At 35.5% G+C, this 20196-nt stretch carries 8 protein-coding genes; 3 read left to right on the top strand and 5 right to left on the bottom strand.

The window, feature by feature from the left end; translation table 11 throughout:
- Positions 1-41: 41 nt before the first annotated feature.
- Both ACODSB_RS07750 and ACODSB_RS07745 read right to left on the bottom strand, forming a co-directional pair.
- A complete protein-coding gene (locus ACODSB_RS07750) occupies positions 42-2207 on the bottom strand; it encodes a TIM-barrel domain-containing protein (protein WP_488936613.1) in 2166 nt (721 codons plus the stop codon).
- A gap of 187 nt (positions 2208-2394) precedes the next feature.
- A complete protein-coding gene (locus ACODSB_RS07745; protein ID WP_488936612.1) occupies positions 2395-3444 on the bottom strand; it encodes a glycoside hydrolase family 43 protein in 1050 nt (349 codons plus the stop codon).
- A gap of 409 nt (positions 3445-3853) precedes the next feature.
- On the opposite strand from ACODSB_RS07745, the gene ACODSB_RS07740 reads away from it, so the two are divergent.
- Positions 3854-7804 (top strand): hybrid sensor histidine kinase/response regulator transcription factor, encoded by a 3951-nt coding sequence (locus tag ACODSB_RS07740; RefSeq protein WP_488936611.1) that lies wholly within the window; start codon positions 3854-3856, stop codon positions 7802-7804.
- Between the two features lie 77 nt (positions 7805-7881).
- Here the strand turns inward: ACODSB_RS07740 and ACODSB_RS07735 are convergent, their stop codons facing one another.
- Positions 7882-9198 carry a sugar porter family MFS transporter gene (locus ACODSB_RS07735; RefSeq protein ID WP_488936610.1) on the bottom strand — a complete coding sequence of 439 codons (1317 nt, stop codon included), beginning with the start codon at positions 9196-9198 and terminating at the stop codon, positions 7882-7884.
- A gap of 211 nt (positions 9199-9409) precedes the next feature.
- Between ACODSB_RS07735 and ACODSB_RS07730 the strand changes: the two genes are divergently transcribed.
- Together ACODSB_RS07730 and ACODSB_RS07725 are read left to right on the top strand one after the other, a co-directional pair.
- Complete coding sequence (locus ACODSB_RS07730; protein ID WP_488936609.1) at positions 9410-11896, top strand: beta-glucosidase; 2487 nt, start codon at positions 9410-9412, stop codon at positions 11894-11896.
- Between the two features lie 41 nt (positions 11897-11937).
- A complete protein-coding gene (locus tag ACODSB_RS07725; RefSeq protein WP_488936608.1) occupies positions 11938-15132 on the top strand; it encodes a glycoside hydrolase family 2 TIM barrel-domain containing protein in 3195 nt (1064 codons plus the stop codon).
- An 84-nt stretch (positions 15133-15216) separates the two neighbouring features.
- Here ACODSB_RS07725 and ACODSB_RS07720 read toward each other — a convergent pair whose 3' ends face one another.
- Positions 15217-17919, bottom strand: coding sequence for an alpha-L-rhamnosidase (locus tag ACODSB_RS07720; protein ID WP_488936607.1), 2703 nt, complete (start codon positions 17917-17919; stop codon positions 15217-15219).
- Positions 17920-18198: 279 nt separating this feature from the next.
- Entirely contained in the window at positions 18199-20157 is a 1959-nt protein-coding gene (locus tag ACODSB_RS07715; RefSeq protein WP_488936606.1) for a glycoside hydrolase family 97 protein, read from the bottom strand.
- Positions 20158-20196 lie beyond the last annotated feature (39 nt).

The following is a 20196-nucleotide window of genomic DNA, read 5'->3' as shown; positions in this document are numbered from 1 at the left end:
AAATCTTATTATTCAATTTTGCTTTTTTATTTTAATGAAATCTACTTTAAAGTAATCGTAATTCCATCTTTAAGAGTTCCTTTTCCTGTATACGTTTTACCGTCAAGTAGTACATTTACAATGATATCTTTTACATCCTTGCTGCTATTTCTTTTCCCAATTTGATCAGAAACCTTAACCACAACAGAATTGTCCTTTCTTTGAGCACTAAAAGTTAACAAAGCGTAATCTTGTTTTTCAAACCCAAAACCGTCTCCTTCATCCAGATACAAATCTCCATTTGCTTTTCCATCTTTATCAAGGCATACAAAAAGACTCAACGGATCGAATGAATTTTCTCCAGCGTTTTGAATAATTTTTCCAGCCGGAATAATGCTTCCGCCTTTTATACTCAATTTAGCCTGATATTTATCTTGTTGGTCTCCTTCAACTAAACTTAATTTTTCCCAAATTCCTGAAGGAAGTATCGGATCTTTGGCGAAAGCCGGAACAACCAAAAGATTTTCACCTAATAAAAAGGCCTGTTCTTCGGCTCTTAGGCGTGAATCTTTAGCATCTGCAAAAAATACCGGAGCCATAACAGGTAATCCTGTTTGTGAAGATTCATAAAAAAGTGTGTACAAATACGGCAATAAACGGTAACGTCTTTCTAAAGCGATACGTGATGTTTTTTCGATTTCTGCGCCATAAGCCCAAGGTTCTTTATCGTTTGTTCCTGCACAGGCATGCCCGCGTGCAAAAGGCATAAAAGCTCCAAAACCAAGCCAGTTCGCCCATAAATCTCCATCTGTATTTCCAAGGAAACCTCCAATATCCGGTCCGTTAAACGGCTGTCCTGATAATCCCAAAGTAAGGGACATTGGAACCGATAATTTTAAATGATCCCAGCCCGCATAGTTATCTCCAGTCCAGGTTGCAGCATAACGCTGTCCTCCCAATAAATTAGAACGTGTAAGCAAGAAAGGACGTTTTGATGGATTTGTTTTTAAAATTCCGTTATAAGATGCTTCTACCATTAAACGTCCGTAAGCGTTGTGATACAACAAGTGAGAACCCTGCGGTAAATTTCCGCCTCCTTTATGCGGTGTATCATAAGGCATTGTTCCCAAACGTTTGTCTTCGGGAAAATCATTATCATTTACGGCGGGTTCGTTCATATCATTCCAAACGCCGTCAATTCCTGTCGCTAAGAAATCTTTGTAAAGTCCGCCCCACCAATTTCTTGTTTTCGGACTTGTAAAATCAGGAAAAGCACAATCTCCCGGCCATACTTTACCGTGATATTCTTCTCCGTTGTTTTGCTTCACCCAAACATCACTTTGTGTTCCCGAATTATAAACAGCATAATCTTTATCTACTTTTACCCCAGGATCGATCATATAAACAGCACGGAAGCCTTTTTTATGCAAATTATCATTTAAAACTTTAGGATTTTTGAATCGAATACTGTCAAAAGTAAAAACCCTGTAACCCTGCATATAATCAATATCCATCCAGATTACGTCACACGGAATCTTCTTTTCCCTAAAAGTATCGGCAATTTCCATAACACGTTTTTCGCTGTCATATGAAAATCTGCATTGGTGATATCCTAATGCCCAGCGAGGAGGTAATTTGATTGTTCCCGTTAATTCTGAAAGTCCTTTAATAACTTCCTGAGGGGATTTTCTATCAATAATATAAACTCTGAATAAAGCACCTTCAGAATTATAAATAATCTGATTTGAGTTTGTAATTAATTCCGCTTTCCAGGTACTGTCAAAGATAATTCCGAAAGCAGAACCGTCTGCACGTACACCCATAACCCACGGATGCGTTTGATACAATCTTTTTCCGCCTTCAACGCTGTAAGCTCCGGTATCTGTATTCCATAATTTTATCGATTGTCCGTTGCGCAACAACGGGCCTGTAACTTCTCCTCCGCCATAAAGACTTACATCGCCTTTAAGATTAAGAACGGCACTTGCTTTTTCATTTTTGAAAGTAAATTCAGGAATCAGCGACCAGTCTGATGGCAGTTTTCCTTTTGCTTTTGGTTCAGAAGCAAGAATTAACGATGGCGTTTTGTTTTTATCAAATCCTTTAGGAATAAATTCTGCAATTCTGTTCCCGACTAATGAAGATTTTAATACTGAAATTTCCTGAGCAGTTGTTGTGGTTATTCCTGCTGCAATTAAAAAGGAAAAAAAGATAGGTTTTAAATTCATGTTAGAAAGTTAAATGTTATAAACGGCTATGAATCAACATATGCGAATATACTAAAACGTTTTAGTATATTTATAAAAATATTGACAAATTTTGTGTTTTTCAATTATAAGCTATGAACTGTCTTTTGTCCCGTCAATAAAATGACAAGCCAAAAGACAGTTTTATTTTGTTTAAAAAATAATACTCTTACATAGCCGGAATAGCCAATACGGCTTCTTCCGACATTGGATCTCCAATTACCGGATTTCCGCTTTTATCCCATTTGATCTGCTGCATTCTTGGCGATCTTTTTTCGCCGCAGCCTTCTCCCGGATTAGAATTAGCATGGTACAAAATCCAGTCTTCTTTACCGTTTGGCGATTTAAAAAACGAATTATGTCCCGGCGCATAAACTTTATTTTTATTGGATTGTACCAAAATAGGCTGATCTGATTTTACCCAAGCCGAAGCATCCAGTAAATTATCTTTTCCTGTAAAGGTTAAAAGTCCTAAACTATAATTGTCTGTCCAGCATCCGCTTGCAGAAAAAACTATAAAAACTTTATTTTTATGAGATAAAAATTGAGGGCCTTCATTTACATTGACCTGCGGCGGATTTACATCGTCATGCAATGCACCAAATAATTCCCAAGGATTTGACGGACTTGAAATTCGCACTCTGTCTCCATCAATTTGCGTTGGAGATTTCATTTTAGCGATGTAAATATTCTGCTGTCCGTTGGTGTCTCCTTCCCATCCTGACCAAATCATGTACAATTGTTTTTTGTAGGTGAACACATTTCCGTCAATTGCCCATTTATCAGTTTCGGCTGCAATTTTTCCTTTAAAAACCCATTCTCCTTCGATCGGATTTTTCGAATCATTTTCTAAAACATACATTCGGTGTGTATTATTAGAACCATTGTCCGCAGCAAAATACACGTACCATTTGTTGTTGATGAAATGAAATTCCGGCGCCCAGATTTCAGCAGAATAATCGGTGTTTTTAGGCGCAATCCAAATGGTTTTCTTTTCGGCATTTTTTAAATCCGCCAGATTTTTAGATTTTAAAAGCACCAAACGATCCTGCATGGTGTGCGTGTAGTAATAATAGCCATCATGATAAGTGCTGTACGGATCTGGTCCATAATCCAGAATAGGATTCGAAAAGGTTTGCTGCGCCGATGCAATATTGCCTGCGATACCAAACAGCATTAACAACAGTGTTTGTTTTAGTATGGATTTTTTTCTTTTCATAAATAACTTTTGGTGTTTTTTTGATCCATTGCTGGTCGTTTTTGGTTTTGGTTTTTAAGTTAGTTTATTCGATATGATTTTAAAAAATAACTTTTAAGAATTTCATTTGTATTATTAAAAATATAAGTAATATTGCAATCGCTCTATTGCTGTTTATTTTGAGTCCTTTCAAAATATTTTGCTTATTTTTCAACAATTCCATAATTTATATATTAAAAAAATATCAATTTAATTTTTGACCAAAGTAGCACACAGCTCACTTTATTTTTATCTCATTTTGTTTCACAATTGTGTTCAAATGGTTCAAATACCCTTTAAAAACAAGGCAAAAGCGAGATAAAAATCAAAATGAATGCTTGTGACACAAAAGGGGAAACTATTTTTATAAAAAATTAATAAAGACATATACATGCAGCGTTTTTTAAAACTTGGGACATTAACTTACTTTTTCTTTTTGTCTACTACCATTTTTAGTCAGGAATATTATTTTAAACACTATAAGGTCGAAAACGGAATGTCTAACAATACCGTTTTGGCTTCTATTCAGGACAAAGACGGATTTTTGTGGTTTGGTACCAAAGATGGTTTGAACCGTTTTGATGGTTATCATTTTAAAACCTTCCGAAGCGGCGCAGATCCTAAAACTTCCTTAGGCATAAACTACATTCAGTCACTGCATGAATTCAAAAATTATATTTGGGTAGGAACTGATAAAGGTTTGTATTCCTATGATAAAAAACTGGAAAAATTTACCTTTATAAACGAAGCGATCAACAATCGTATTAATGATATTGATAATGATTTAAAAAATAATTTGTGGTTTATTTCTATTGGAACATTAATCAAATATAATGTTGACACCAAAGAAACCAGAATGTTTGACGGCAGAAATTCCTTTTATGCCACTTCTATAACCTGCGATAAAAATGGTGTGATCTGGGTTTCATCTTACGATGATTTATACCGATATTCTGAAGCGACGCAGAGTTTTGATAAGATTAAGGTGCAAATGCCCAACAGTACTTTTTCAATCTCTGTTATTTATGCTTTAGATGCCAATTCTATTTTAATAGGAACCCGCGATCACGGAATTTACAAATATGATGTCGCAACCGGAAAAACAGCGCCTTTTATTAACGATGTCGAAAAACCGGTTTTTGTGCGTCAGTTTAAAAGAAATAAAAATGAATTGTGGATTGCCAGCGAATCTGGTGTTTATATTTATAATTTAAAAGATAAAACAACCCGAAATCTACGCAAAAGTCCGAGCGATCCTTACGCCATTTCAGACAATGCAGCGTATTGTATTACGATTGATAAAGAAAACGGTGTCTGGATCGGAACTTATTTTGGCGGTGTCAATTATCATCAAAAACAATACGATCAGTTTAAAAAATATTTCCCTCGAAAAAGTGAAAATGCCATTGTTGGAAGTGCCGTTCGGGAAATTCACAAAGACGATCAGGGGAATGTCTGGATTGGTACGGAAGATGCCGGAATCAACAAGTTTAATTTGCAGACTAAGAAATTTGTAAATTTTAAACCCGACGGAACAAAATCGGGACTTTCATTTTATAATATACACGGCGTTTTAACCCGAGGAAATAAAATCTGGATTGGAACTTTTGAGCACGGACTGGACGTTATGGACGCTGCAACCGGAAGGGTTATCAAACATTATGACCATACAACAAGCAGTTTTAAAAGTGATTTTATTGTTACGTTTTATGAAACTCCCGATAAGAAATTATACGTAGTAACGTCTGTTGGAATTTATTTGTATGATGAGAAAAATGACAGTTTTAAAATCTGTGATTATTTTTCAGAAAGCACACATTTTACCTGTATGTTTAACGACAAAGACGGGAATTTATGGGCGGGATCTTATCGCGACGGATTGTTTTATTACAATCCAAAAACGAAAGAAAAAGCAGTTTACAGACACGATTTTAAAGAGGATAAAAGTATCAGCAATGACTTTATTACTTCGATTTTTCAGGACAAGCAAAACAACCTTTGGATTGCAACCGAAAATGGTTTGAATTTATTTGATTTTAAAACGAAAGCATTCAAAAAATTCACGACTAAAGATGGTTTTTCGAGCAACGTAATCTATTCTATTTTACAAGATGAAAACCAGAATTTATGCATAACTACATCAAAAGGATTAGTCAAATTTAATTATAAAACAAAAGCGGTTAAAATCTTTACGACGGCAAACGGTTTATTGAGCGATCAGTTTAATTACAGCTCTGCTTTTAGGGATTCTAATGGCGATATGTATTTTGGGAACCTGAACGGGATGATTAGTTTTAATCCTAAAAATTTCAGCACTTACAAATACAATCCTCCTATTTTCATCACGGGACTTCAAATTAATAATCAGGATGTAATTGTAAATGATAAAGATTCTCCGCTTGACGAATCTGTTTCGTATATCAAGAAAATTACTTTAAAAAGTGACCAGTCCAATTTTAATATCGATTTTGCCTCGCTGAGTTATACCGCGCCTGAACTTACGCAATACTGGTATAAACTGGACGGAATCAGCGATGACTGGGTTTATCTGAATAAAAACAATAAAGTGTTTTTTACTGAACTTCCGTCTGGCAGTTATAAATTCAGGGTAAAATCGTTAAGCGCTGGCGGAATCTGGAGTAAAGAAGCTGTGGTAGAAATTACTATTTTACCGCCATTTTGGGCAAGCGGTTATGCTTTTTTCTTTTATTTTTTAATTATTGCGGGATGTCTTTACTGGCTTTTGCGTCGTTATCATCACATGAATATCAAGGAAAATAACCAGAAAATTGCAAACCTCAATAACGAGAAAGAGAAAGAAATTTATCATGCAAAGATTGAATTTTTTACTAATGTCGCACATGAAATACGAACGCCTTTAACACTGATTAAAAGTCCGTTAGAAAGCTTACTAAAAAGAACATACGAATCTCCGGAAATTATCCCGAATTTATCCATAATGGAGAAAAATACTTCTCGTTTATTGAATTTGGTGAATGAACTTCTGGACTTTAGAAAGACCGAAATGGAAGGTTTGGGATTGACTTTTGTGGAAACAAATATTTCATTATTAGTCAAACAATTACATTCGCAGTTTTCGCCTCTAATTGAAGAAAGAAATATTCATCTGGAATTAGAACTGGGAGAAAAAAACATCTACGCTTTTGTTGATGAAGAAGCGATTCGAAAAATCCTGACCAATTTAATCAGCAATGCCATTAAATATGCTAAAAAAGAAGTGATTATTACTTTGTTCAGAGATGAAGATTCACTGGAATTTATCGTTAAAAATGATGGTAATTTAATTCCGAAAAGTCTTAAAAGTAAAATTTTCGAACCTTTCTTTAGAATTTTAGGTTCTGAAACACAAACCGGAACCGGAATTGGATTATCTCTCGCCCACTCTTTGACAGAACTGCATAACGGAACTTTAAAACTGCAGTTTGTAGACGATTCGATGAATACGTTTGTTTTGCGACTGCCGCTGCGTCAGCAAAGCGAATTTCATTTGTATAAAGATTCAGCTGATACGGTAAAAGATAATGATGAAGAATTTGAAAATGAGATCACGGCTAAAAATGTAAAAACCCAAATCCTGATTGTGGAAGATAATCTGGAACTGCTCAATTTTATGAGTAAAGAATTGGGCAAAGAATATAAAATCTATAAAGCTGCAAACGGTGAAGAAGCCTTAAAGATTATTCACAATCAATCGATTCATATTGTGATCAGTGATATTACAATGCCAATAATGGACGGAATTGAATTGTGCAGCCGTATTAAATCTAATATTGAAACCAGTCATATTCCGGTGATTTTACTGACTGCTTTAAGTGCTATCCAAACTCGTATTAAAGGCCTCGAATCTGGAGCTGATGCTTATATTCCGAAACCATTTTCAATGGATTTTATATTGGCGCAAATCGATAATTTATTGTCAAACAGACGTCACGTTATGGAGTATTATGCGAGTTCTCCGTTATCACATTTAAAATCTATTGCCCATAATACCATCGACGAAGAATTTATTAAAAAACTGGATGATATTATCGATCAAAATATGGCCGACACGAACTTAAGTGTTGAATCTCTTGCCGATATTCTGCACATGAGCCGTTCGACTTTATACCGAAAAATTAAAGATATTTCCAACCTAAGTCCGAACGAACTGATTAATAACGCCCGCTTGAAAAAAGCCGCAGAATTATTGCTTTCCGGCAAATACAAAGTCTATGAAATCGCCGAAATAGTGGGCTATAATTCGCAGTCAAGCTTCAGCAGAAATTTCCAAAAAAGCTTCTCGATGTCGCCATCGGAGTTTATTAATGCAAACGAAAATTAATTGTTAATGGTTAATTATTAATGGTTAGTTGTTTTTTCATAATTAACAATTAACAATTAACCATTAACAATTAATAATTACTTCAAAATTGTTTCCTGAAGTTCTTCCAGCGTTTTTCCTTTGGTTTCCGGCATCATGAAAATGACAAAAAACAACTGGAAAACCATCATAATGGCGAAAATCAAAAACACGGCGGCTGCTCCAATCGTTGAGAATAAAAACGGAATCATCGATGGAATAATAGCAGCCAAAACCCAATGCGTGGAGGAACCAAATGCCTGACCGCTGGCTCTTAAATGGTTTGGAAATATTTCTGAAATAAAAACCCAAATCACCGCGCCCTGTCCTATTGCGTGTGAAGCTATAAATAAAAACAGAAAAATTGGAACCTGCAGACCTTCCCACTTAAAGAAAAATGCCGCTGCAACCAATCCTAAGGAAATTATATAGCCTATTGATCCTATGTACATCAAAATTTTTCTTCCTAAAACATCAATTAAAAAAACACCGAAAAGTGTAAATATTAAATTGGTTATTCCGATGCCTACGCTGCTCATTAAAGCGGCACTTTCGCCCAAACCTGCTTCTGCAAAAATTCTTGGAGCGTAATATAAAAAAGCATTTATACCCGAAAATTGATTGAATAAAGCGATCAAAAATGCTAATAGCAGCGGAAATCGGTATTTCTTTAGAAATATGGTTTCGCCTTTTTTATCGTCACTGTCGTTTCCCAAATGCATTTCGTGCAGTAAATCTTCAATTTTGGCTGTAGGATCTATTTTTTCTAAAACTGCTTTTGCTTCAGTAATTTTTGATTTTGATAACAGCCATCTTGGACTTTCAGGAATTGTAAATACCACAATCGTATAAAAAAATGCCGGAAAAGCCATTATTCCAATCATCCATCTCCAGGCATTTTCGCCTGCATCACGCAATAAATAATTAGATAAAAACGCCATTAAAATCCCAAAAACAATATTAAACTGATACAGCGAAACCAAACGTCCTCTGTCTTTTGCCGGAGCAATTTTAGAAACATAAGCCGGAGCCGCAATAGTTGATGCACCAATTCCCAATCCACCTAAAAATCTAAAGAAAGCAAAAGTCCACGGATCATTTGCCAATAAAGAACCTATCGCCGAAACGAGGAATAAAATACCAATCCAGATCAGCGTTTTTTTACGTCCTAATTTGTTCGTGGGAATTCCGCCAAAAACAGCACCCACAACCGTTCCCCAAAGTGCCATTGCCATGACAACAGAACCATGAAAAACATCAGATGTATGCCATAATTCCTGCAGTTTAGTATCTGCTCCAGAAATCACAACGGTATCAAAACCAAATAAAAAACCGGCCAATGCGGCGGTAACAGACCATAATAGTATTTTATTCATAATAAGTATTTGTTAGTATCATCCATATAAAAACTCACAAAAAACTATAGTAACTAAAAAAAATCACATAATTTTTTATCAAATGTATAAAAAATATTTTCAAATACTAAAACGTTTTAGTATTTTTATTGAATTATTAAATGTTTAATTTTTCAAAACCAAAAAATTGCTATTCAACAAAACTTAAAACTACTACCGCAAAATAAACCACATGAAAAAAACAATTATCATAGGCTTGTTAACCACAACATTTGCCTTGAATGCACAAGTCTACAAAGACCCCAAAGCGCCCGTTGAAGAACGGGTCAAAGATTTACTGGGACGCATGACGCTGGAGGAAAAAGTAAATTACATAAACGGTACCAACTGGATGTATACCAAAGAAATCAAACGGTTAGGAATTCCACAATTTAAAATGAGTGACGGGCCTGTAGGAACCAAATCGTACGGAAAAAGCACTGCCTACCCTGCCAGCGTAATGAATGCCGCTACATGGAATACCAGTTTGGTTTACGATCTGGGCGTTGCATTAGGAAGAGATTCACGTTCCAGAGGTATCAATTTTCTTTTGGGTCCCGGCGTAAATATCGCACGCGCGCCTATGACGGGACGTAACTTTGAATATTTGGGAGAAGATCCGTTTCTCTCAGCAGCGTTAGCCGTTAATTATATAAAAGGAGTTCAAAGTCAGCGTGTGGTGGCAACTGTAAAACATTTTGCTGCCAACAATCAGGAATACGATCGAAATTTTGTTTCTTCGGATATTGATGAACGAACCCTTCACGAAATTTATCTGCCTGCTTTTAAAGCCGCGGTACAAAAAGCAAAAGTCGGCGCGGTTATGAACAGTTATAACTTGTTAAACGGCGAACATACTTCGCAAAATGCACATTTGAATTTAGATATTCTAAAAAAAGACTGGAAATTCGACGGCATTTTAATGTCTGACTGGGGCGGCGTTCATGACGGAATTGCAGCATTTAAAAACGGAACAGACCTCGAAATGCCGGGCGATGAACATATGCTTCCAACATTACTTCTGCCCGCTTTAAAAAGTGGTGAACTTCAGGAAACAACTTTAAATGATAAGGTTTCACGAATTTTAAGAGTTTGTTTCAGCTACGGTTTTTTTGACCGAAAACAAACTGATGAAAGTATTCCGAAAGATGATCCTAAAAGTGCCAAAGCTGCTTTAAAAATAGCTCAGGAAGGAATTATTCTTCTAAAAAATGAGAATAACATTCTTCTTATCAATTTGGCAAAAACTAAAAAGATTGCTTTTATCGGACCAAACGCCAATTCATTTAATGCAGGCGGCGGAAGTTCTCAAACAGAACCTTTTCATTTTAGCTCCTATTATAACGGATTTAAAACTGCTGCAAAAAACAGCACTGTAACGTATGCAATGGGGATTCCGAGTTTGAATGCCTTGTCTGAACAATCTGTATTTTATTTAGAACCGGGTTCTCAAACTGTTGGTTTGAAAGCAGAATATTTCAATAATAAAGATTTATCAGGAATTCCGTTGGAAGTTAGAAATGATAAAATTGTCGATTTCTCATGGGTTCAGACTCCAAATGTTATCGGAATGGGTCAGGATAATTTTTCCGTAAGATGGACAGGCGTTATCAAACCAACAAAAACTGCTGTTTATAAATTTGCTGTTCGAGGCGATGACGGCTACAGACTGTTTATCAACGACAAAATTGTGCTGGATTATTGGAGCGATCACGGCCCTATTGAAAAAAATGCTGAACTTACTTTAAATGCTGATACAGAATACAAAGTAAGACTTGAATATTATGAAAATAGCGGAGACGCTTCCATAACATTTGCCTGGTTTGAACCAAAAGAAGAAAATTTCAACGAGGCCATAAAACTAGCTTCCGAAGCCGATATTGCTATTCTTTGCGTAGGTTTTAACCAGCAGATTGAACATGAAGGAGACGAAAGACCTTTTGAACTTCCGGAAGCTCAGGAAGAACTGATAAAAGTAGTTACAAAAGCAAATCCTAATACTATTGTGGTTTTAAATGCCGGAGGAAATGTGTATATGCAAAACTGGCTTCCAAGCATTAAAGGTCTGGTTCATACTTTTTATGCCGGGCAGGAAGGCGGTACAGCATTGGCTGAAATTTTACTGGGAAAAGTAAATCCGAGTGGAAAACTTCCGGTAAGTTTCGAAAAAAGCTGGAAAGACAATGCCACTTACAACAATTATTATGATACCGATAATGATAAAAGAGTGCAATATAAAGAAGGTATATTTGTAGGTTACAGGCATTATGATAAAAATAATATTGAACCGCAGTTTGCTTTTGGTTTTGGATTATCTTACACGAGTTTTCAATACAGCGATCTTAAAGTTTCCATACAGCAAAACGAGGGTAAAATATCTGCTAATGTTACTTTTAAGGTAAAAAGCACAGGGAATGCAGATGGCGCAGAAGCGGCACAATTATATGTTCGCGATATCATTTCTCCAGTCGAAAGACCTGTGAAAGAATTAAAAGGATTTAGCAAAATGTTTTTGAAAAAAGGGCAAACCAAAGAGTTCAAAATAACGCTGGACGAAAGTGCTTTTTCGTATTACAAAACAGCTCTAAAAGATTTTGGTTATGATGCAGGAGAGTTTGAAATTTTAATTGGTGCTTCATCAAAAGACATTCGATTAAAAGAAACTATTTCTTTAAATTAATAAACAGCATAATGATAACTAATGACCGAAATTTTAAATTTATGATGCCACCATTATTAAAAAATCAAGCTTCCAAAATTTTATTATTTTTAATTGTGATCCTGAACCAAAATTCAATTTTTGCCTTTCAAAAATTAGAACAAAACCTTTCTGCTCAGGATACTGCCAAAGTTCCGAAAGAAATTGAAGATCCGGAAAACATTGGCATAAATAAAGAAGCTGCTCATACAACCTTAATGCCTTATGCTTCACTTAAAGAAGCACTTGCAGCTAACCGATATGCTTCTACTTATAGTAAAAGTTTAAACGGAATGTGGAAATTCAACTGGGTCGACTGGCCGCAAAAACGTCCGGTAAACTTTTATAAAACAGATTATGATGTATCGAAATGGAAGGAAATAAAAGTCCCTTCAAACTGGCAGATTGAAGGTTACGGAACGCCTTATTACAGCAATTACAATTATATTTTTCAGAAAGACTTTCCAAAAGTTATGAGTACGCCGCCCGAAAAATTTACGGCGTTTCACGAAAGAAATCCTGTGGGAAGTTACCGCCGTGATTTTACTGTTCCCGAAAACTGGAAAGGAAGACGCATTTTAATCACTTTTGATGGTGTTGATGCCGGTTTCTTTATTTGGGCAAATGGTAAAAAAGTAGGTTATGGCGTAAACAGCCGTAATGCTGCAGAATTTGACTTAACGAAATATCTTGTTGCCGGAAAAAATACTCTTGCTGTTGAAGTATACCGTTTTACAACCGGAAGTTATTTAGAAGATCAGGATATGTGGCGATTGAGCGGAATTTTTAGAAATGTAACGCTTTGGAGTACACCGCAGCAGCATATTAGAGATTATTTCATCAAAACAAATCTGGATAAAAATTATAAAGATGCCGAAGTTATTGTTACTTCTAAGATTAAAAACTACGGAAATACAGCAACAAAACCCCGCTTAATTGAAGCTGTTCTTTACGATGGAGAAAATCCTGTGAGTAAAGCTGTTGGGAAGAAAAATATCCCGACTTTAAAACCGGGTCAGGAAATTACGGTTGATGTCGCTTTTCATGTCAGCAATCCTAAAAAATGGACTGCAGAAACGCCTTCTCTTTACACAACCGTCATCAATTTAAAAGAAGGAAAAAATACAATCGAAACCTTATCATCAAAAACAGGTTTTAGAAAAATTGAAATTAAAGGCAGATTGTTTACTGTAAATGGCACAGCAATAAAATTAAAAGGCGTTAATCGCCATGAAAACTGGCCGGACGACGGACACGCCGTTACAGAAGAGCAAATGATAAAAGATATTCTTTTAATCAAACAAGCCAACTGTAACCATGTGAGAACGAGCCATTATTCTAATGATCCGCGATGGTATGAATTATGCGATCAATATGGTCTTTATCTTGTTGCCGAAGCTAATGTTGAATGTCATGGCGCCATGAATGAATTTAATGATGAACCGCGAATGAAAGCGGCAATTGTTGATCGAAATGTGGCGAATACGGAAAATTTTAAAAATCATCCTTCAGTATTGATCTGGTCTTTGGGGAATGAAAACGGAACGGGCGGAGTAAACTTTAGAACGGCTTTAAGAACGATTAAAGAAATAGATCCAACCAGACCTACGCATTATGAAGGCTTTGGTATTGCGTTGAATAATCCGGCAGATATTGACAGCCAAATGTATACGGATGTTTTTAATTTAGAAAAACATGCTAATGATGCTTCTTTATCTAAACCATTTTATTTATGCGAATATGCGCATGCGATGTTTAATTCGATGGGATCTGTAGATATCTACAATGATTTATTTGATAAATATCCGGCTTTACTTGGCGGTGCTATCTGGGAATGGCAGGATCAGGGAATTTACAACAATCGTGATCCTAAACATCCTATAACGGCTTTTGGTGGTGGTTTTGGCGAATACCCAAACGATCAGTATTTTATTCATAAAGGCGTTGTTTTTTCCGATAGATCAATAAAACCCCATTATCCGGAATTAAAACATGCATATCAATGGATTTCGATTGTAGATAAAGACAGTAAAAATGGACTTTTCACGATTAAAAACCGTTACGAAACCAAGAACTTAAACAGTCTTACTGCTACATGGGAATTAACGCAAGACGGCAATTTAAGAGCTTCAGGGGATTTAAAAACGGGTTCTATTAATCCTGGTGAAGAAAAAGAGATCAAAATCCCTTTAGATATTTTGTATAAACCGGGTTCAGAATATTTTTTACGCATTTCATTTGCTCTTGCAGAAGATGAATTATGGGCAAATAAAGGTTATGAAGTAGCTTCACAGCAATTCGAACTTCCGGTTTATGTTCCGTCAATTTTACAACATATTGCAGAAGCAGATTTATCTGTAAAAAACAGTAAAAACTTTATTCAGCTTATTGGAAGTAATTTTAAAATTGAGTTTGATAAAAACAAAGGAACGTTTTCTAAAATTGAAAAAAACGGTAAAAATCTTTTGCAGGAAAATGGAGGGCCACTTTTGCATTTATGGCGCGCACCACACAGAAAAGACGATATGTGGGCTTATGAAAATTGGGATAAATATGGTTTACAAAAAATCAAATGGACAGCAACCAACATAAAAACACAAAAAATATCGAGCGGCAGTTTTGAAATCAAAGCGACTTTAACCGGAACGGGCAAAGAAAACTTTAAAGTAATACACAACGTTTTTTATACGATTAGCGGAAACGGTTCTATTAAAGTCACGAATGATGTGAGTTTTAATGATCCCAATTTGATTTTAGGCCGAATTGGTGTTCGTTTATTTTTAGATAAAGATTTAAACCAATTTGATTATTTAGGACGCGGGCCAATGGAAAATTATCCTGACCGCAAAAGCGGTTTTGATATTGGTCATTATTCCAGTTCTGTAAACGAACAATTAACGCCTTATGAAAAACCTATGGAAGCCGGAAATCATGAAGATGTACGCTGGGCAAATGTAAAATCTCAAAATGGCTTAGGCTTAACAATCAAACAAGGTGATGATTTACTGCAGGTTGCTGCGCTGCCCTACAGCGATGAAGAAATGGAAAATGTAGAATACAAAATAGATTTACCAAAAAGTAAAGGAACTGTTTTGTGTATTTCACATAAAACCTTGGGCGTTGGTTCGTGGGGATGCGGACCAAAACCTTTAGAACAATATTTGGTGTATGCCAAAGCAACTTCGTTTAATTATGAAATTGATTTGAATTCGAAATAAGAATTTAAATTCGTTAACCAGAAATAAAAAAAAAGCATTAGTAATCGTTACTAATGCTTTTTGTTTTAATAGAATCTAAAGTTTTTATTCTTCGGTAATTTTAAAAGAATAAGAACCGGATTTAAGTTGAATCACTTTATATATTCCTTCATTTGTAACATTGATATCTTTTGAATTACAAGTAAAAGTGCTGTTCTTATCTAAATAAAAACTCGCATTGGAGTTTGGTGGAACAATGACTTTGTACAGGATATTTTTATTTTCCCGTTTCCAGTTCGATACAATTTTGCCGTAAGGAGATGTATGTTCTGATTCAAAATATTCAAGTCCGTTGACAAAATTTGGTTTTAGTATAATATGCTTAAAACCCGGTGCATTTTCATCTGGAAAAATTCCGCCCAATCCTTTGTACATCCACGCTCCTATTTCTCCAAACATAATATGATTTAAAGATGCGTCGTTTTTTTCAACATGCAGCGGCCAGTTTTCATACAAAGTTGTAGCCCCGTTTTTTATCCAATAACCCCAAGACGGAAAATCTTCCTGAGAAGCAATTTTATACGCCGCATCGGCATAACCGTTTTCGCTTAACGCATTCAGTAAAGACTTCGTTCCTAATAAACCAACATCCAGATGAAAATTAGTTTCCTGTACTTTTTTATAAAGATTATCGGCTACTTTTTGTTTGAATTCATCAGGAACTAATCCCCAATAAAGCGGACCGGATAATTCGGTTTGTGTTCCGCTCGCATATAAGTTTGTTGACGGATTAAAAAACTGCTGATTGAATGCCGTTTTAATTTTTGCTGCTAATCTAAAATAGTGTTCGGCATCACTTGCTTTCCCTAAGAGTTTAGCCGTTTTGGCTAAAATCAAAGCATCTGCATAATAATACATTGTCGAAGTCAGCGGTTTAGAACTTTGGCTTTTAACGGGAACCCAATCGCCTAATCCCCAATCTGTAATACCTGTTGGATATTTTTTATCAATTAAATCTACATATTTTTTGATGTTGGGATACATTTTAGTCAGCAAACTGGAATCTCCGTAAAACTCATATATTTTCCACGGAATAATCGCAATCGAACTCGTCCAGTCCGGACCCGTTGCAAATTCATATCCAAAAGCTCCAGGATTTGGAACAATATTAGAAATTCCGCCGTCTGGCTGCTGCTCGTCCTGATGATCGGCGAGCCATTTTTCGTAAATCGTAATGCCGTCAAAATTATATAATCCGGTTTCTACATTGGTTTGTGCATCTCCTGTCCATCCGTTTTTTTCGCGCTGCGGACAATCGGTTGGATAACCAAATAAATTAGCGAGATAACTGCTGTTTGTAGCTTCCCAAATTTTATTAAACACTTTATTTGAAGTTTTTATTTTTCCGACAGAAGGAACGTCACTGTGCATTTCCAGAGCCAAAAGAGAATCATCATTTAATTTAAAAGGTTTATTTGAGGTAACTTCTACAAATTGAAATCCTTTGTAATTGAATTTTGGAGAAAAACTTTCATTAGAATTTCCTTTTGCAATATAAATATCCGTTTGAAAAGGATCTGAATTGTCTGTAGGACGATAATGTAAATCGATATTAGAAAGATCAACCATTCCGTTTTGATACAAACGTTCTGCATGTTTTATTCTGAAAATAGTTCCCGAAGCTGCATTTTTTATCGAAAAACGAACGGTTCCTGCAATATTTCTCGGAAATGAAAATACGGTTAAAGTATCATTTACCCGATTAATTTTTGTTGGTTTCAACTCAGCAGTAACCCGGATAGGATGCAATTGCTGAGAAACCAAATTTGTTGACGGTGCTTTTACAACTATTGCTTTATTCCAATTGCTGTCGTCAAAATCAGGTTTGTTCCAATTGCTGATTTCTTTACGGGCATCATAATGTTCGCCTGTGTAAATGCTGTTGAAAATTACTGGGCTGTCTGTTGTTTTCCATGTTTCATCGGTAACAATAGTTTCCGTTGTATTATCAGAATAGGTAATTCTGATGTTTACCAGACAACGTGGACGATTTCTCCAAATTGTTTTGTCAAAATGCCAAACGGCGGTCGATTGATGGTTGTACCAGCCATTTCCTAACAAAATTCCAAAAGCATTTTTTCCTTTTTGTAAATGTGATGTAATGTCTAAAGTGGCATATAAATTTCGGCTGTCAAATTTTGTAAACATTGGGTCGAGCATTCGGTTTCCAACTTTTTTTCCGTTTACATAAAACTCATATAATCCGGCTGTGGCAACATACGCACGTGCTGATTTTATGGTTTTTGCTGTAGAAATTTCTTTTCTGAAATATGGAGCGGGCTTGTAATTTATATCATGAGAATCTGAAATCCAGCTTCCTTTCCAATCATTAGGCTGAAGCATCGCAGTTTCAAAACGCTGAATTTTTGAAATTTGCGTTTTGTTATTCTGATCCCAAATTTTTACTCTCCAGAAATAAGTGGTAAAAGATTTTAGGGATTCTCCTTTATAAGAGATTAAAATATCTGATGAAATTACTTTTCCTGTATTCCAAATGATTGCTTTTCCTTTGCTTAAAGCGATTGAATCTGTGGTTATTTCTATTTGATATGCAGTTTGATAAACATTATTCTTGTTACCGCTTAACTGCCAGGAAAATCTTGGTTCCTGAACATCAATTCCTAATGGATTTACCAAATGTTCGCATTTGAGATTTACAGGCGTTTGTGAATGGCCTGCGAAACTCATTAACAAAAAAAGGAAAAACAGATATAGCGTTTTATTGATTTTTTTATTCTGTATTATCATTAGGTTTTATTTTTTAATACGTTTTAAAGGTGTAGTCCCTAACGGAACAAAATAATTGCGGTAATTGATGTTTGCTACCGATATAAAATCCCTACGGGATAGAACACAATCGATTGAAATGTTTGCAAAAAATTATGCAACATTTTGTTGTTTTATCCCGTAGGGATTTTATATCGGTAGCAATAAGGGCAAACAGGTAGATTGTCCCGTTAGGGACTAAACAAATATCACAACGCAAATACAATTAAATTGGTTATATCCTTAAAAATTTACTTTGTTTTAAATCTCTTCCAAAACTGCAGCCCAGCCTCCATTTCTAACCATTTTGATTTTCAGGACATCATTTTTGCTGACTTCGGTACTTTTTTTCCTGTAATCCATTGCTTGATATCCGGCATTAATTCCGTCTTCAAATGAGGTTAATTTGTATTTTTTTGAAGTTAAAAAATCTAATTTTATTTCAAAAGAACGCTCTTTTTCAGTACTGTTTGTGATTCCGCCAATGAACCATTTTGTTCCTTTTCTTTTGGCTACAATGGCGTATTGTCCGGCGTTGGCTTCTAATGTTTTGGTTTCATCCCAGGTTGTTGGGACAGAAGTGATAAAATCGGTACATTCTTTTTCGCGATAATAAAGAGTTGGATTATCTGCCAGCATTTGCAAACCACTTTCAAACACTACAAATAAAGCCAGCTGATACGCTCTTGTTCCAATACTAGCAGAATTTGGTCTTTCAGATCGGTATACTTCCGGCTGCATGCTGATCATGGCGCCCGGCGTATAATCCATTGGGCCGACAGCATTTCGCATAAAAGGAAAATACAAACTGTTGTCTGGTTTACAACCGTCCATTTGCTCCATTCCTCTTACGCCCTCGTAAGAGATTAAATTTGGGTATTTATATTCTAAACCAGATGGTTTAAACGCGCCGTGAAAGTCTACAAAAATTTGATATTTAGCGGCTTCTTTTACTACTTTTTCATAATAATTCACCATTACTTGGTCGCTGCGATCCATAAAGTCAATTTTTACTCCGGCAATTCCCCATTCTTTAAAAGTTTTAAAAAGCTCCATGTTTTTTTCAACGGTAAGCCACGTAAGCCATAAAACTATACCTACTTTCTTTTCTTTTCCGTAGCGAATAAGTTCCTGAACATTTACGTTTGGATTTGGCGAATAGGGATCTTCTGTGCTATTTGCCCAGCCTTCATCCATAATGATATATTTTATACCAAATTTTGAGGCAAAATCAATGTAATACTTATACGTATCTAAATTATATCCTGAAACAAAATTAACATCCGGGCCATACGGAGTTGCGCCATTCCACCATTCCCAGCTGGCTTGTCCGGGTTTTATCCATGAAACGTCTTTTAGTTCGCTTTTTGGAGCGAGTTTCAAGGTCATTGTATTTTCTATCAGTTGTTTGTCATTTTTTGTAATTACAAAATAACGCCACGGCAAATTTCTTGTTCCTTGTGTTTTGGCTATGTAATTGGCTTCTTTTAAAACTTTAAGGCTTCGGTCGCCGTCTGGGCCAAATTCTAAAGGTGTTTTTGGGAAAGTCGATACAACGCCACTTCCTGTGCCTTTTAAAAACATTCCTGCATAATCAGAAAGATCAGATTCGCTTATTAGGATTTTGTATTGTTTTTTGGTATCAACTAAAATGGGAAGCGTTGACATTTTATCTGAAGGTTTCCAATCTTTAACTGTCGTTTGTGAATAGGCTTCTTCATAAGAAGTTTTAAAATTTCCTGTCTGCTGTAAATGCAGTACATAATCGTCTGGGAAATTAACTGCAAAATCCTCATTTACTACTTCAATTTCGCCTTTTTTCGCGGTTATAAACCGATAAGCAATTCCTTCATCAAAAGCCCTGAATTCTACGGAATAGTTTCCTTTAAAATTCAGCAATAAGTAATTATAATTATCAGAAACAGATGAAAATTTCAGCGGAACTACGGGTTTAATTTCTTCTTTTATTTTTCCTGTTTTGCTTCCGCTTAATTTTGGATTTGTACCTAAAGTTTCATCTTTGAGAATTAAAGCCAAATGATTTTTTGAGGTTAAAACTTCTTTTCCTGCTGCAATTGAATAATAAATTTTATCACTCAAATTAATCGAAACTTTTAGTTCGCCATTTGGCGACGCAACTTCAAAATTAGTTTGCTGCGAATGCACATTTGAAATTCCCAAAAGCAATAATAAGCATGTAAATAATTTTATATTTTTCATAAAAAACGTTTTTATATGAATAACGTCCCACAAAAATGG

Source organism: Flavobacterium sp. FG68 (genome assembly GCF_057808895.1).
Note: the sequence above shows the minus strand (reverse complement) of the source record. Positions and strands in the feature narration are given on the sequence as shown.